Below are 17,830 nucleotides of genomic sequence, written 5' to 3'. Positions count from 1 at the left end.
TACCACGCAACGATAAAATCATTTTATTTAAAATATTCGTACAAAGTTACTTTATTTTTTTGATAAAAAACAATAGCTCGCTTTGCGGTCTGATAACAATTTATTTACTTTGCTATAACGATATTGTATATACATATATACATAGTCAAATTAACTGCTATTATTTTTAATTAAAACATTATGAAATTTTATTATTTAGGTGTTGATATTGGAGGCTCACACATATCAGGAGCTTTAATTGATTCTGAGACAGGTTTGCTTGTTGCCGATACTTATCAAAAGACACTATTAGATTCGAATGGTCCCTGCCATACCTTTTTTACAGGCTTTAAATATCTGATCGAAAAAATAATAGACAATCCTTCCCATATAACTTTGGCTCAAATTGCTGCCGTAGGTGTCTCGATGCCAGGGCCTTTTAACTACAAAGACGGCATTTCGGAAATTAATGGTGTTAAAAAATATGATTCCCTATTTGGTCTGAATGTAAAACAGGAAATTAAAAAGATTGTAAATAATGTTCCGGTTTACTTTTTAAATGATGCAGAAAGTTTTGCTATGGGCGAATATAGCGCAGGAGCAGCAAAGCAAAATTCGCGAAGCATTGTATTAACATTAGGAACAGGTTTTGGAAGCACTTTCTTAATCAATGGGAGTGTACAATCAATAGAAGGTAAGGGCGTACCTCCAAATGGTTATTTATACAATATTCCTTTTAATAATGGAATTGCGGATGATTATTTTTCGACAAGATGGTTTGTACAAAAATGGAATCAATTGAATAGAGAAAAAGTTCAGACGGTAAAAGAAATAACCGCTCTTGCAGACCATAACGATACTGATGCCCTTCATTTATTTAATGAATTTTCCGAAAATTTCATCCAGTTTATGACTCCCTGGATATCAAATTTTCAACCCGAAAGCCTTGTTTTGGGAGGAGGAATCGCAAAAGCATCCCATCACTTTTTAGATACAATCAACAAAAAGATACAGGAAATTAATACAACTAAAATTCATATATGCAAACTATGGGACAAAGCTGCGATAATAGGAGCTGCCATAAATGCAAGTAACTCTTTAAAAAATCAAGATTTGGAACAGAATAAAGAATGGCGTAAAACACAACAGTATTTAGCACCTGAAAAGAAAGTAAATAATGAAATTACGTATGATGCTTATCCTTCATTTCCGCTCGGAGAAAACAAGATAAAAGCCGGTATCGAAGAATTTGCAACCTGGATAGAACAGCACAAGAATATTACAATTGATGGTTATGTAGGTGTTTTTTGGGATCATTTGATAGAAAAGCTTGACCAGGAATTGACAAAAAGAGGCAAAACGGTTCGATGGTTTCATGTGGATGCTGCCATGAAATCTTCGGATGAATTAGACGAAATGTTACTGCCTTATTTAGGTGGTGATGATCCTCTTTTCGGAAAAATTACCGATAAAGATTTAATTGATTGGTTTGATACTGAAAAACTAAAACTAATCAAGCCGGACACTTCGGTAGATATAAACATTATATTAGGTTGTGGAGCTTCTTTAGCCCAATGGCAGGCACCGGTTGTTTATTTCGATTTACCCAAAAATGAATTACAGTTTAGAGCCCGCGCCGGAATGGCAACGAATCTGGGATCTAAAAATATAATTGACAACCGCAGAACATACAAACGTTTTTTCTTTGTTGATTGGGTCGTTTTAAACAAACATAAAAATGAAATATTGCCGGTCATTGATCTTATTGTAGATGAGCAAAGACCAGATAATTACTTGTTTATGACTGGAGATGAACTTCGCTCTGGGCTGAGTCAAATGGCAAAAAATGTTTTTAGACCAAGACCTTGGTTCGAGCCTGGAGCCTGGGGCGGAACCTGGATGAAGGAACAAATGGAAGGCTTGAATAAAGAGGTCGAAAATCTGGCATGGTCCTTTGAACTAATGGTGCTGGAAAATGGAATAATGTTCGAAAGCGACCAATATTTACTAGAAGTTTCTTTTGATTTTTTGATGTTCAATAATCATAAAGAAGTTTTGGGAGATTGCGCAGAGAGATTCCAATATGACTTTCCTATTAGATTTGACTTCCTGGATACTTTCGATGGAGGAAATCTTTCGATTCAATGTCATCCAACTCCTGAATATATCAAAGAAAATTTCGGAATGCCATTTACCCAGGATGAAACCTATTACATTTTGGATTGTAAAAACGACCCCTTAGTTTATTTAGGATTTCAGGATGGTGTTCAGCCTGAAGAATTTCATGAAGCATTAATACAGAGTCAAAAAGAGGTAAAAGAATTAGATGTAGATAAATATATTCAAAAATTTACTGCAAAAAAACATGATCTTTTTTTAATACCTAGTGGTACCATTCATGCTTCAGGAAGTAACAATCTCGTGCTGGAAATTAGTAGTGCTCCCTATATTTTTACTTTTAAAATGTACGATTGGCTGCGTTTGGATTTAGATGGAAAACCACGACCAATCAATATTGAGCATGGTATGAAAAATTTAAATTTTGAAAGAAAAGGAGCTACTGTTGTTCCGGAACTGATTTCAGCGCCTTATGTGATTGCTCAGACAGAAGAATACCAACTGGAACATTTACCTACACATCCTGAGCACTTTTATGATGTACACCGATACACACTGAAGAATGAAATTCATATTTCGACTACTAACAAATGCCATGTCTGGATGCTTATCGAAGGGACTTCTGTAATTATAGAAACCAAAAACGGAATCAGACAGCGCTTTAACTATGCTGAAACATTTGTGGTTCCGGCTTCTGCGGAAAGTTACACGATATATAACGAAAATCCCAATCAAAAAACCTTATTGATCAAGGCTTTTGTGAAATAATAAAAACACGCTTTACTAATAAACCATTATCTAAAATCAATTATGAATTTATGAAAAATAAGAAAACCCCCATTCCGGTTTTTAGGACATCTGGCTCCAAAAAATTACGGCTAATTTTATCATTATTTTTGATGATTAATATGACTGTGTTATATGCTCAAAATTCAATTTCGGGAACTGTAAAAGACAGTAAAACACTCGAAACTATAATTGGTGCAACAGTTAGTATAAAAGGAACTACAACTGCCACAATGACTAATCTTGATGGAGTTTATACTTTAAAAGCTCCGGCAAATTCGGTTATCATAGTCAGTTATATAGGTTATGAAAGTGTCGAAAAATCAGTAGGTAACAGCACTGTTCTTGATTTTGTTTTAAAAGAAGAACAAAACCTTTTAAAAGAGGTTGTTGTTGTGGGGTACGGAACTCAGAAAAAGGCAAATCTAACGTCTGCAATTAGTAACGTAGGATCGGATATTTTTGAAAATAAACCTGTCACCACCGCATCGCAGGCCTTACAGGGAACCATTGCTGGAGTAGTTATTCAGCAAGGATCCAGTGAGCCGGGACAGGGAACAAATATCAATATTCGCGGAATTGGAACTTTCCAGTCCGGGACCTATCCTTTAATATTAATTGATGGTTTAGAAGGCAGTATTGACAATATCAACCCCAATGATATCGAAAGTGTATCGGTTCTTAAAGACGCATCTTCTGCAGCTGTCTATGGTTCAAGAGCTGCTAATGGTGTGATACTAATTACCACCAAAATGGGCAAATCAGGAAAAACGAGGATCGCTTACGATTATATTTATGGGTTTCAGAAGCCCACCAATATGCCTAAATATGCCAAGGCCTGGGAATATGCTGAACTAAGAAACGAAGCCCTGATCAATTCGGGTTTACCGGCAAAATTTACACCAGATCAAATCCGAGATTTCAAAAAAATAGGGCAGGGTACCGTTTGGATCGATGAAATTTACAGAGATTTAGCACCACAATCTACACAAAATCTTTCGATAGAAGGAGGAGGAGAAAAAACTTCGTACCATGTTTCGGTTGGGCATGTAGATCAGGAAAGTTTATTTGAAGGCAACGACGATTATGGTCTCAAAAGAAATAATGCCAGAATAAACATTCACTCAAAGTTATCGGAAAAATTGAATATAACAGCCAGCGGTGCTTACAACGGAGCTATAATCAAAGAACACGCTTACTGGACCAACTGGCTTATAGAACAGGCAACCCGAATTCCGGTAATATATCCTGTAAAAGATGAAAACGGCAATTATACGCTTCCAAGCGGCAGTAACTCTAACGGATTGGCCCGTTTAACAGAAGGAGGTATGCGAACGTATCAAAACGATGGATTAGTAGGAAGTTTAACGGCCGAATGGTCTATCTTAAAGGATCTTAAAATTAAAGGATTTTTTGGAGTCAACTTGTCGAATAACAACAATCATGAGTTTAGAAAATCTATTGATTATGCACCTTACACAGGAGGCGGAGACAATGAAAGCTCGGTAATGGATCGTTTTGACAGAACCTTGTTGCTCAACTCAACCCTTACTTTAAACTATAATAAAAGAATAGGTGAAAATCATTCTTTTACAGGTTTGCTGGGAATATCTGAAGAAAAAAGCGACAGAAGATGGTTTCAGGTAAGAAAGATAGGCATTCCGGGTAACGAATTTGGTGTGGTGGGCAATGGTGAGGTAACGGATGAAAGTAACACCTATGGAAGTGGAGAAGAGTGGGGTATTCAATCCTATTTTGGAAGGATAAATTACTCGTATGATGATCGTTATCTTTTAGAAGCAAATGTAAGGGCAGATGGTTCTTCGCGATTTTCTTCAGAAAACAGATGGGGCGTTTTCCCTTCATTCTCCGGAGCATGGAGAATCTCAAAAGAAAACTTCATGGAATCAGTAAGTTTTTTAAGTAATTTAAAAATTCGTGCTTCGTGGGGACAGGTTGGTAATCAGGATATCGGGCTTTATAGATATCTGCGAACGGTTTCTATTAATACTCAGGCTTATTCTTTTTATGATAATCTGGCCAATGCGGCTTATTTCAGTGAGGTAAATCAGAATCTTAGTTGGGAAACCAGTGAAATGTTAGATTTCGGAATTGATGCTAGTTTCTTTAATAATAAATTATCCTTTGCACTTGATTTATATAGCAAGAATTCTAAAGATGTATTGGTAAACAATCTTCCGGTTCCGGGTATTTATGGCGGTCAGTCTCCTACTCAAAATATTGGAACAGTAAACAATAAAGGATGGGAGTTTAGTACTACTTATTTATTTACAACTGGAAAAGTAAAACATTCGATCAATGCAAATATTGCTGATAATGTCAATGAGGTAACAGATGACGGAGGAAGAACGCTTATTTCCGGAACGGATGTGGTTACGATTCTAAAAAATGGATTTCCTATTAATTCGTATTATGGATTAAAAAGTGATGGTTTTTTTCAAAACGCAGCTGAGGTTGCTAATGGTCCAAAACAAAATTTTAATGCTGCAGGTGCAAAACCCGGAGATATACGATATGTTGATAGAAATGGAGACGGCGTAATCAAGGAAGAAGATGACCGTTTTATTTTAGGAAATCCTTATCCGCGATATACTTACGGGCTTACTTATACCGTTAATTGGAACGGACTAGATTTAAGCATCTTTTTGCAAGGTGTTGGAAAACGCAGTATGTGGATTCGAGGTGAAGGAGTAGAAGCGTTTCATAACAGCAATGAAGGTCCGGTAATGGATTATCATATTGACAGATGGACACCTCAAAATCCGGATGCTGAATATCCTCGATTAACTATTGGAACTGAATCAGCAAATAATGCTGCCAAATCAGATTTTTGGATACAAGATGCTTCTTATCTACGCTTAAAAAACGTGCAGTTAGGATACACAATCCCTTCCCGATTTACGGAGCAATTAGGTGTAGCTAAGTTCCGGGCTTATATTACTGGTCAAAATCTATTAACATTTACCAAGTTGAAAGCCGGTTATGATCCCGAAATCAATTCTGGCGAAGCGTCTAATGGGCGAGTATATCCTGTAGCAAAAGTTTTAGCCATTGGGCTTAATGTTAACTTCTAAAAGATTTATATATGAAAGCAAAATATATAGTAATAGTATTGATAATGAGTGTCTTTTGGGGTTGCGATAATCTTGACACACCCTTATTAGATAAAGAATCTGATTTATCATTTTGGGATAAACCCGAAGATGCCCTTAACGCATTAAATAGTTGTTATCCGGATTTGTATAATGCTGATCAGTTTATTTTTAATGAATCCCTTTCGGATAATTCCTATACCAAAAGCAATAATGGATCTCTGGTTAGAGATGTCGCAAATGGTAGTTATGATGCTTCGGCAGCATTAGTGCGTGATGTCTGGAATTCGAGATATGTAGGTATTAGACATTGCAATATTTTATTAGATAATATCGATAAAGTGCCGGGTTTAGATAATAATTTAAAAACCAGATACATTGCAGAGGCAAGAGCCATTCGGGCTTTTCATTATTTTATTTTAATGAATAATTTTGGAGATGTGCCTTTGGTTACCAATGAGATTAGCATCGAAGATTCTAAAAATATTTCCCGAACGCCTAAAAATGAAGTATTACAATTTATTTTAGATGAGCTTGATTTTGCCAAAGTCCTGCCTAATTCTTATGCAGATACGGATAAAGGCCGTTTTACAAAGGGAGCCGTATTGGCATTAAAGGCCAGAGTTTTGCTTTGTGAAAGCCGTTGGCAGGAAGTTGCCAGTATTTGTGATGCGCTTATCAACAAAGACGAAGCTGGTAATTTAGATTTATTTGGTTCTTATGCTGATTTGTTCAAACCTCAAAATAAAAATAATATTGAAGTACTTCTGGATGTTCAGTTTATGCCCATAAACAGAGAACAAAATACACAATATTATTTAATTCCGCCTTCATTTGGTGGGTTTGCAGCTATTTCTCCAACTCAGGAATTAGTTGACAGTTATTTGTTGTTAAACGGAAAAACAATTGCAGATGGCAGTTATAATGAACTCAATCCATACACGAATAGAGATCCCCGTTTAGACGCTACAATCATACGACATGGCTCTCAATTAGAAAATGCAAATGGAAGTTTTACGACTATCAATACGGCTTTAGGAACTGGAGATGATGCGATAAACAATTCATCAAATTCTACTCCAACAGGATATTATGTTTCTAAATTTTACGATAAGACGGCTCGTAATATGCTGTATTCGGGTTCAAATTTAATCCTGATTCGTTATGCCGATGTATTGTTGATGTATGCTGAAGCAAAAGCTGAGCTAAATCAATTCACTAAAACCGAATGGGATTTAACGATTAAAAAATTGCGTACACGAGCAGGATTTACAAATGCAAATGCGTTAGAATATCCTACGGTTTCGAATACTGAAATGGAAGAAATTATTCGCCGCGAACGCCGTTCTGAGCTTGCAATGGAAGGTTTACGATTAATGGATTTGCGTCGTTGGAAAACAGCCGAGACCGTACTTAATGAGTGGGTACATGGTATGAAAACAAACGAAGTGCCACTTATTGATAATGGTTATGTACGTGTTGAAAAAAGAATATTCAATGCTAATAAAAATTACCTCTGGCCAATTCCACAATCTGAAAGAGATTTAAATAAAAATCTAACCCAAAATCCTAATTGGTAAAATCTAGTTTATGAAAAAGATATATACAAGACTATTTAGTCTTATAGCAATCCTGATTTTAGGAAGCTGTACAGAAAAATACGAATTAGAGGTCGGTTTTGATGCACCGGAATCTTTAATTAGTCCGGCAGTTGATGAGCTCGTAGCGATAGATCTGGAAAATGGAACACCAACAGTATTTGAGTGGACAAAATCGAACTCTTACTACGGAGGCGTGGTTTTATACGAAGTACTTTTTGATAAAGAAAATGGAGATTTCAGCAATCCTATATACAAAATGGTTTCGAATGGTGGAGGAGGAGACAATTGGTTATCACTGACACCTAAACAGCTTATTATTTTAGCAAAAAATGCGAATATAGGAATCAATTCTGAAGGTACTGTAAAATGGAAAGTTGTAGCCTCTCAGGGAGGAGAAAAAAAAGAGACACAGGAAATCCGTACTATTCAGTTAAGACGTCCAGCCGGAATAGCCGAAATTCCAAATGAATTATTTATTTATGGAAATGGATTTGAAGCAGAAAGTGTAGAGGATGCCATGAAATTAAGAAAAATTGATGATGGCGTTTTCGAAATTTTTGCTGCTGTTGGCAATAGCGAGATAACTCTTTGTAATACTATTTCCGGTTCTAAAACGTACTACAAATTAAACGTTGATAATAAGTTAATCGAATCCGAAACTTCATCGGGAACGGTTATTAACGGAACTGGAAAAGCATATAGAATTGTGGTCGATTTTAATTTACTGACCATTAAAACAACCGAAATTCAATCTATTCAGATGATCAGAACATGGCAATACAATTTAGGCGAGTTAACCTATATTGGCAATCACAAGTTCGAAGTCAAAAATATTGCACTGCCTTTCTATCACGATTGGGGATATCCGGAAGAGCGTTACCGTTTTTGGGTGACGACCAACGAAGGGAAAGAAATCTGGGGAAGTTATCATAATGATCAGATGAATGGTTCGAATATTCCAGGAATGCCTGCCTTTGGGAATCCACCAAACGGAACACAGCCGGATGAGTATTATAACATTTATAATCTGGCAGACATTCCAAGTGCAGGTCAGAATCAGGACTGGGTAGGAATGTACAAACTGCCTCTGGATTCTGAAAACAAACACGCAAATGTAGTTATTGACATGTCGCCTACAGGTGATTACAAACATTCGGTAACCATAATTGATTAAAAACAATAGGCTGTTTGACGCATTCAGACAGCTTATTTAAAATCTTATACTATGAAAAATATCCAAAAAATAAGTTTATGGTTAATCTCAATGTTTCTTTTTTCCTGTCAGGAAAATCAGGATAATGAGTTAACAAAGCCAGATCCAACAGATCCGGTGGTTACGATTAGTTATAAAGAAAAGGCAAAACTAACATTTGATTTGATTCAGCAAAATTATAAAATCAACAGTTCAGGCCTTTACCTTGAAAACTTTCCTAAACAAAGTGATGACAGACAGAGTTCCTATCTTTGGTCACTTGATGGTCTTTTGGCGGGAGTAAACCAGCTAAAAGCCATTGGTTACAAAGATGCAGCATTAGACGATTCGTATGCGGCTTTAGATAAATATTATGATTCTCAACGCTTGCCTGAAGCTTATGCGGCATTTCCTGTTCAATATAGTTCAGATGACCGTTTTTACGATGACAATGCCATTATCGCACTTGAATTAATTGAAGATTATGAAATTACCAAAAATCAGGCTTCGCTGGACCGTGCTATAAAACAAGTAGATTTTACCAAAACAGGTGAAGACAGCAAAGCTGGCGGCGGTATGTATTGGGTAGAACAATATAGAAACAAACCAGAAAGTGATCTTTGTAATAAAGCAGTTTGCGCAACGGCTTATACGACAACTTACCTTCTTAAACTTTATCAGCACACAAAAAATGAAGAATATCTGGTATTTGCAAAAAAATTATACAAATGGCTAAATGACTATACCAAGGATCCTGTTGATCATCTTTTCTGGAACGATATTCGGGTAAGGGACAACTTTATAAACAAAACCAAATGGACCTACAACTCTGGTGCGATGATTACCAATAATATTTTATTGTATGAAATCTCTAAAGACCAGACGTATCTTGATGAAGCCCGTACGATTGCTTCTTCTACTTATCGTATTTTTACAAGAACAGTCGATGGCAAACTTTTTTTTCCAGATCATGATTCCTGGTTTAATGTGTGTCTTTTTAGAGGATACCTTGATCTTCTCAGACACGATCCTAATGCGCAAAATTATGTCAATACGTTTATCAGTAATGCTGATTATGCCTGGGAAAAAGCAAGAAACAGTCATGGATTATTTTATGAAGACTGGTCAGGAATCAAACCAGGAAGAGATAAATGGCTGTTACAACAAGCTGCATTAGTCGAAATCTATGGTAGGATTGCATTATTAAAAGGAGAAAAAGAATTATGAATAAAGTAACCGCTCTTATAATTTGTTTTTTATTTGCTGTACAAGCTAATAGTCAGGACAAAAAGGATGAATCTTATGCCACATATAAAAATAAGGCTGAATTATTTTATAATTTAGTTTACGGATTGTATTATTTGCCTCAGTACAATTTGTTTTCCGAATATTATCCGAATACAAATCAGCCTAATTTAAATTATTTTAATGATGGAGAGAAATCAGCAAAAGAAGTATCCTTTTTATGGCCTTTTAGCGGCATTACATCTGCTGTAAACATACTTTATAAGATTGATAAGAAGAAATATAGTGCTTCTCTTAAAAATTTGATTGAAGCTCAAAAGCAATACCGCGATACTGTTCGAAAACCAATTGGATATCAGGCATACCCAACCCGACTCGAAAAATCGGATCGTTATTATGACGATAATGGATTAGTAGGAATTGATTATATCGAAGCTTACGCAAATACAAAAGAGGCTCATTATCTAAATGATGCTAAAGAAGTTTTTGAATTTATAATAAGCGGATGGAATAATGATCTGGAAGGAGGCGTTACCTGGCTTGAAGGTGTTCACGATCAGAAACCTGCCTGCTCGAATGGAAAAGCAACTGTTCTGGCTTTAAAAATTTATGAAGAGACTAAAGATAAATACTATCTAGACTGGGGATTAAAATTTTATAACTGGATGTATTCGCATTTAAGGGCTGAAGAAAATATTTATTGGAATGATATGAAAACCGCTGACCGATCCATTCTAAAAACCGCCTGGACATACAATACCGGAACGATGCTGCAGGCGGCTGTGAGTTTATACAAAATTACAGGCGACAAAGCGTATCTTAAAGAAGCTCAGTCGCTGGCCGAAGGATCTTATTTGTATTTTGGAAAAAAACAAAGCGATGGGCGCGTATCAATTCTGGACAATCCGTGGTTTACAACCGTTTTGTTTCGTGGTTATCAGGATTTATATGCAGTAGATCAGAATCCAAAATATGTAAATACGATTATCAACAATATCGATTATGCCTGGGCAAATGCACGGGATGGTAAAGGTCTTTTTTACAGCGACTGGAATGCCGGAAAAGATGAATCAAAAACCTCAAAATGGTTGCTTAATCAGGCAGCTATAATCGAAATTTACGGTCGGATTGCATTAATAAAAAAATAAAACACTTAAATTTATTCTATCATGAAAAAGATTTTAAGCATATTAATTATAAGCTTTAGTTGTATAATCCATACAGCGTATAGCCAAAAAGGACAAAAAAAACTATCGGATTATGTCAATCCTAACATTGGAACAGCGCATAGCCGATGGTTTTTTTATACTCCAGCTGCTGTGCCTTTTGGACTGGCAAAATTAGGACCTTCTACCAATGCTCATTATGGTAATGAACAAGGTTGGGAAGCAACAGGATATGATGATCGTGACACTTCTATTGAAGGTTTTGCCTGCCTGCACGAATTTCAGGTAGGAGGAATAGTCGTGGCACCTTCTGTAGGTAAATTGCAGACAATTCCCGGAACTCTTGAAAATCCCGATGAAGGTTATCGTTCCCGATTTGACAGAAAAGATGAATACGCTACGTCTGGGTATTATTCGGTTTTACTAAAAGATTATAAAGTAAAAGCAGAACTTACGGCTACAAAAAGAGTAGGTTTCCAGCGTTACACTTTTCCGAAATCAAGCGAATCTCATATCATATTTGATATAGGAAACAGACAGGGTGAAAGCGGCGCGGTAAAAGAATCAAAAGTATTTTTGACCGAAGACGGCCGTATTGAAGGCTATGTAATTACCAATCCTGAATATGTAAAAAAATATCAGGCTGGTGCCGAAGTTACGATGTATTTTTCTGCCGTTTTGGATAAAAAACCGAAAGCTTTTGGAGTATTCAATAAACAGGAAACGCAAGCTGGCAAAAAAGAAATTGCTGGAATTGGAGCTGGTTTATATTTAACCTTTGATACTAAAGAAAATGAAACCATTACGGTAAAAGTTGGATTGTCTTATACTTCGATTGCGAATGCGCGATTAAATTTAAATTCCGAAGCCAAAAACACCAATTTTGATAAGGCTAAAAAAGAAGCATTAGTTACATGGAATGACTATTTAGGCAGAATAACCGTTGAAGGGAAAAATGAAACAGACAAAATTAAATTCTACACCGGTTTATATCATGCGCTTTTAGGAAGAGGATTGTATAATGATGTCAACGGGGCCTATCCCATGAACAATGGAAAAATTGGACAAATACCATTAAACAGCAACGGAATTCCGAAGCACAATTGCTACAATACAGATGCAATTTGGGGAGGATTCTGGAATCTAACACAATTATGGGCTTTGGCCTACCCGGATTATTACGCTGATTGGGTGCAGGGGCAACTGCTTGTTTATAAAGATGCAGGATGGCTTGGCGACGGACTTGCCAACAGTAAATACGTTTCGGGTGTGGGTACCAATTTTACAGGATTGGCCATTGCTTCTGCCTATAATTCAGGTATTCATAATTTTGATGTGGCCTTGGGATACGAAGCGGCATTAAAAAACGAAATTACCTGGAAAGACAGAATTGAAGGTGCAGGAAAAATGGATGTCAAGCAATTTATAGAACGTGGTTATTCCCCTCAGATAGAAGACATCGGTTTTAATACGATTACGGAAGGTTCCGGATTTTCGGCTTCGCATACCTTAGAATATTCTTATAGTGCTTTTGCAGTGGCACAATTTGCAAAATCATTAGGTAAAACCAATGACTATGAGCAATTAATAAAATTATCTAAAGGCTGGAAATTATTGTATGATAAAGAAACCAAATTTATACGCCCTAAGTATGCCAACGGAAAATTTGTCGATAATTTTGATCCTTCGCAACCCTGGAGAGGTTTTCAGGAAGGCAATGCGTGGCAATATACTTTTTATGTTCCTCATGATATAGAAGAATTAGTAGAAACGCTTGGTAAAGACACGTTTAATGACAGATTAGAAAATATTTTCGAAGCCTCTCAAAAAAATGTATTTGGTGGCGGTACAAAGATTGATGCGTTTGCAGGATTGTCAGGTCTATACAATCATGGAAATCAGCCTAATTTGCATATTTCGTGGTTATTTAATTTTTCCGGAAAACCCTATTTAACTCAAAAATGGGTACATACTATTTGCGATGAATTTTACGGAACTGAAGGAATTCATGGGTATGGTTACGGGCAAGACGAAGATCAGGGACAATTAGGATCGTGGTACGTAATGGCTTCTATTGGTTTATTTGATGTAAAAGGACTTACGGAGATAAATCCATCTTTCCAGATTAGCAGCCCGCTGTTTGATAAAGTGAGTATTAAATTGCCAAAAGCATTGAACAGAAAAAACTTTACAATTGAGGTAACTAATAATTCCAAAAAGAATGTTTATCTGCAAGAGGCGACGTTTAACGATACAGCTTTAAATAACTTAAAGATAAGCCTGGAGGATATTAAAAAAGGAGGAGTTATAAAAATGGTGGTAGATGAAAAGCCAAGTCAAAAATGGTCTAAATAATTTTTTCTAACAAAAATTCAAAAAATAAATCATGCAAAAAGTGCAAACTAATTTAAAACTGTTGCCTATTTTATTAGGTTTTTTTATCATGGGATTTTGCGATTTGGTAGGTATTTCGGTAACCTACGCGCAATCCCAGTTCAATTGGAGTGAGACCCGTGCCGGTTTTTTGCCTTCTATGGTTTTTTTATGGTTTTTTATATTATCAATTCCGGCAGCCATTGCAATGGATAAATACGGGCGAAAAAATCTGGTTTCCATCGGATTGCTGATTACATTAGCCGCTACTTTTATTCCCATTATTTCGTTTAATGAGACAAGTTGTTATGCGACATTTATTCTTTTGGGCGTTGGAAATACCATTTTGCAGGTATCTCTAAATCCATTGTTGACCAATGTTGTAAAAGGCACACAATTAACCAGCTATATTACCAGCGGACAGTTTATAAAAGCAATATCATCTTTTGTAGGACCATTATTAGTTGGTTATTTTTCTTTAAAATATGGCTCCTGGGAAAAGAGTTTTTACATCTATACGCTCATTACCCTGATTTCATTCATCTGGTTATTTTTTACAAAAATTGAAGAAGAGGTGACTGAAAAGAAAACAGCCAGTTTTTCTAAAACAATTGGGTTGCTAAAAGATAGAAATATTTTGTTGTCGTTCCTTGGTATTTTATGTATCGTGGGTCTTGATGTAGGTATGAATACGATCACTCCAAAACTATTAATAGAACGGGCAAATTTAGCTAAAGAGGCTGCGACTTACGGCTCAAGCTGGTATTTTGCAGCCCGTACAATCGGAACCATCTTCGGGGTATTTTTGTTGAGTAAATTTTCTGAAAAAGCATTCTTCAAAGTCAACATGACAGTTGTTCTTTTTGCTTTAATAGCCTTAGTTTTTGCTCAGAACCAATCTCTTATTCTGGCCTTGGTCTGCATAATTGCTTTTGGATCTTCAAGTATCTTTGCTGTAATCTACACCCTGGCTATAAAATCGCAACCGTCCTTAACCAATGAAATATCCGGATTAATGGTTACCGGTGTTGCAGGAGGAGCTGTAATTCCGCCTTTAATGGGATTTGCTACAGACTTTATGGGTTCCCAGCAAGGCGCAGTAGGAATTATTATTTTGTGTGCCATTTTTCTGGTTTACTGCTCTTTTAAACTAAATAACAGCATCACACAACAGTAGAAATTATACTCTGTTTTTAGAGGATTTTAAATAAAAAAAAGCTCCCAAAAAGTACTATTTGGGGGCTTTTTTTATGCTTTCCAACAAGGAGTTAAAGAAAAATTGTTGCGATGCTTTCTAAGAATGATTTTATGCAGGTACATAAATCCTTGCTGTTGCCATTAAACACATTAAAAGTGTGGAAGGAAATAGGATCATAATCAGCGATTTTACAATTCCTATTGGGAAACTATATAAAATGAATGTAAATGGGTTATTAAATTCAAAATTATAAAAGCATCATAATGTTTTCTTTATAAGTTTGTCCAATAGGTACTTTATACGCATCAATTAATATCCTGTTGCCTTCAATCTGTTTGATTTTATTTTTAGCAGCAATAAAAGATTTATGGGTTCTTATAAAGTTAGTTTTTGGAAGCAACTGTTCCAAATTAGAAATTTTTTGAGGACTAACAATCATCTCATTTTTTAAATACACTTTGGTATAATGCCCATAGGCTGGTTCTGTCGCATCTAGCTACGTTTTAACTTTGCCTTTTTTAAATTGTTAAACTCATGAATACGAAAGGTCATTGCTATCCGAAATCTATTATACTGCAGGCCGTATATTTTAAACTTAGGTTTACATTAAGCTACCGGGATGTTGAAGAGATCATGAAAATGCGAGCAGTTCATGTTGATCATGCTACTATTCAGCGCTGGGTTTTTAAGTTTACACCTTTCATTGAATCAGAGATGAAGAAGAGAAAAGGTAAAGTAGATACAAGTTGGAGATTGGATGAAACCTATATCAAAGTAAAAGGCATTTGGTGTTATTTATATAGAGCAGTAGATAAACTAGGCAATACAGTAGACTTTCTTTTGACCAGAAGAAGACAAAGAATGAGTGCTCAGTCTTTTCTAATTAAAGCAATTAGTAATAACTGCATACCAAGAGTAATAAACATTGATAAAAGCGGTTCTAATACGGCAGCGATAAAAGTCTATAACAAGCGTTCATTCTCAAAGGTTAAAATTCGGCAGTGTAAATATCTCAACAATATTGTAGAACAGGACCATCGATTTATAAAATGGAGGATACAAAACGGGTTAGGCTTTAAAAGCTTTGAATCAGCAAGACGAACATTGAGTGGAATTGAAGTTGTGCATATGCTGAGAAAGAATCAGATGATTGGACATGGTACAACTATGTTTAAATCATTCTGTAAATTGGCGGGCTAACTTTTAAATTACTTCAATTCTTATATTTGATTCTGACAGATGCGACAGAACCTAACGTGAATATTCTAAAAAAAATATGTATATCTAAAATGTGAGTGAGACAATTTTGTAATAAATTGAAAAACAGGTAAAAGTACTTTGGACATGCAAACAAAAAATGTAAGGTGAGTCAGGGGAAAGCTAACTTATCTTTTACTCTACTTTTTGTTTGCATATACACTCATTGCTTTAAGAAAAAGAATGCCTAATACTAAGATAATATTTTAAAAAAAAAACTACTGCCAATAGCTAGAGTTTCGTGGGGCTTGAAAAGCCAACAATGAAACTCTAGCTATTATACGCAGTTTTTACTTCGTTTCGATGTCAAATATTTTTTGACCACTGTTGCCCAAATAATGCTTCAGTAAAGACTCATAAGTTCTTGCGCCGGTATCAGAGTTTGTAAAAATAAAAAGTCCCTTTTTTATTTGTGGAAAGATAACAAATAGCGTTTGGACTCCGTTGTCTGCGCCGCCGTGAGATAAAGCATATTCACCGTTGCCTAAATCATATATTTCAAATCCTAAACCAAAATGTTTGCCTTTTGTACTGGCAACTTGGTTTGAAACCATCTCTTCAAACACTTTATGTGTTAATCCATCGCCATTCATAACGTTTGCTAAAAACCTTCCATAGTCTTCAATGGTGGTCAATAAATCATCAGCTGCATTTGGTATTGTGTTTTTTACTGTTTCATAAGCATTGCCGCTCTTATCATACCCTATTGCCAGTCTTGATGTGTCTGTGTTTTTGTCCCAAACATATCTGGTGTCGTTCATTTTCAGCGGTTCAAAAATGAGTTCGCTGGCTAATTGTTGTAATGATTTATTAAACTTATTTTCCAACGCTTTTCTCAAATATTCCATTCCCTCACCCGAATATTGATATTTAGTTCCTGGTTCAAATTCAAAATCGAGTTTTTTACTTTCATTCATCCAACGCCAATTTGGGAAACCAGTTTGGTGGCTTAAAATCAATCTTGTGGTCAATTTTCTGTTTCGTGGATCTTTTGCAACGTCCGGGTCAGTCCAGAATTTGCAAATTGGCTCGTCTAAATTCAATTTTCCTAAACTTACTAATTTTAGCGCAACCATAGCTGTTACTGGTTTTGTTAACGAAGCAACATTGAAAATGGTATTATATGGTGCCGCAATTCCTTTACTAATTTCACCAAAAACTTTTACCTGTTGTAGCTTACCATTTTCGATAACGCCAATTCCCAAAGTTGGGACTTTATTCTCTTCTAACCATTTTTCGATTGCAGCATCATTGTCAAAAATTGGACTTTCTGTTTTCTTATTTTCGTAAGGCTGATGGTCAAAACTAAGTGAAGTGGTTAATTTCCATTCTCCGTTTTCCAATTGCCAAACGTTGGTAAATTTAGCAATTCCGGCCTGGCTTTCCCATTTTTCAGAAAACATATGCGCTCCATTTTGAACAGCACCATAAAGCACCCCATCTTTATAAAGCGGAAAAACTTCGGTACTTTCTTTTATCAAAAACCGATTGACTTGTCGGCTTGTCGGATCTTTGCAAAGACCTTTTTTTAAAAAATAAAGAAATTTTGTTTTATCAGACATACCGTCTTTGTCGTGATAAAATTTTAGATGTTCGCTTAACAAAATTTCAAATGGTTTGATGTCGCAATGATTAAAACCTACGTCAAAAAGCAAACTGTCTTTCGAAAGAATGAGTTTAGTAAGTTCATTACTATTTTGATGTTGCGCCCAAGCGATTTGCGATAAAATGAATAAAAATGATATTCCTGAAATGATTTTTTTTGTCATTGTTTTAATTTTTGGCAAAGATTATATTTTGAG

At 35.7% G+C, this 17,830-nt stretch carries 10 protein-coding genes and 1 pseudogene; 9 read left to right on the top strand and 2 right to left on the bottom strand.

The window, feature by feature from the left end:
- The first annotated feature begins 180 nt into the window (after positions 1 to 180).
- The 8 genes from GON26_RS01905 to GON26_RS01870 are packed head-to-tail and all read left to right on the top strand — an operon-like array spanning position 181 to position 14,750.
- Positions 181 to 2,865 (top strand): ROK family protein, encoded by a 2,685-nt coding sequence (locus tag GON26_RS01905; protein ID WP_160373020.1) that lies wholly within the window; start codon positions 181 to 183, stop codon positions 2,863 to 2,865.
- A gap of 50 nt (positions 2,866 to 2,915) precedes the next feature.
- Positions 2,916 to 5,978: a SusC/RagA family TonB-linked outer membrane protein gene (locus tag GON26_RS01900; RefSeq protein ID WP_160373019.1), complete on the top strand. Its 3,063-nt coding sequence runs from the start codon at positions 2,916 to 2,918 to the stop codon at positions 5,976 to 5,978.
- 11 nt (positions 5,979 to 5,989) lie between these two features.
- A complete protein-coding gene (locus GON26_RS01895) occupies positions 5,990 to 7,576 on the top strand; it encodes a RagB/SusD family nutrient uptake outer membrane protein (protein ID WP_160373018.1) in 1,587 nt (528 codons plus the stop codon).
- 10 nt (positions 7,577 to 7,586) lie between these two features.
- Positions 7,587 to 8,771, top strand: a complete 1,185-nt coding sequence (locus tag GON26_RS01890; RefSeq protein WP_160373017.1) for a SusE domain-containing protein — start codon at positions 7,587 to 7,589, stop codon at positions 8,769 to 8,771.
- 51 nt (positions 8,772 to 8,822) lie between these two features.
- Positions 8,823 to 10,016: a glycoside hydrolase family 76 protein gene (locus tag GON26_RS01885; protein WP_160373016.1), complete on the top strand. Its 1,194-nt coding sequence runs from the start codon at positions 8,823 to 8,825 to the stop codon at positions 10,014 to 10,016.
- A complete protein-coding gene (locus tag GON26_RS01880; protein ID WP_160373015.1) occupies positions 10,013 to 11,182 on the top strand; it encodes a glycoside hydrolase family 76 protein in 1,170 nt (389 codons plus the stop codon). The genes GON26_RS01885 and GON26_RS01880 overlap by 4 nt, the downstream gene beginning before the upstream one ends.
- A gap of 21 nt (positions 11,183 to 11,203) precedes the next feature.
- On the top strand, positions 11,204 to 13,555 hold the full coding sequence (locus GON26_RS01875; RefSeq protein ID WP_160373014.1) for a GH92 family glycosyl hydrolase: 2,352 nt from the start codon (positions 11,204 to 11,206) through the stop codon (positions 13,553 to 13,555).
- 31 nt (positions 13,556 to 13,586) lie between these two features.
- Entirely contained in the window at positions 13,587 to 14,750 is a 1,164-nt protein-coding gene (locus GON26_RS01870) for an MFS transporter (RefSeq protein ID WP_202110820.1), read from the top strand.
- A 268-nt stretch (positions 14,751 to 15,018) separates the two neighbouring features.
- On the opposite strand, the pseudogene GON26_RS01865 reads toward GON26_RS01870, so the two are convergent.
- Positions 15,019 to 15,234, bottom strand: a pseudogene (locus GON26_RS01865) (LytTR family transcriptional regulator DNA-binding domain-containing protein); the annotation flags it as partial.
- Positions 15,235 to 15,305: 71 nt separating this feature from the next.
- Between GON26_RS01865 and GON26_RS01860 the strand changes: the two are divergent.
- Complete coding sequence (locus tag GON26_RS01860; protein WP_160373012.1) at positions 15,306 to 15,971, top strand: IS6 family transposase; 666 nt, start codon at positions 15,306 to 15,308, stop codon at positions 15,969 to 15,971.
- A gap of 347 nt (positions 15,972 to 16,318) precedes the next feature.
- On the opposite strand, the gene GON26_RS01855 is transcribed toward GON26_RS01860, so the two are convergent.
- Entirely contained in the window at positions 16,319 to 17,797 is a 1,479-nt protein-coding gene (locus GON26_RS01855; protein WP_160373011.1) for a serine hydrolase, read from the bottom strand.
- Between the last annotated feature and the right edge of the window lie 33 nt (positions 17,798 to 17,830).

This window comes from Flavobacterium hydrocarbonoxydans (genome assembly GCF_009789235.1).
Classification (GTDB): Bacteria; Bacteroidota; Bacteroidia; order Flavobacteriales; family Flavobacteriaceae; genus Flavobacterium; species Flavobacterium hydrocarbonoxydans.
The sequence above is the reverse complement of the archived record's forward strand: the minus strand, read 5'-3'. Positions and strand labels throughout refer to the sequence as shown.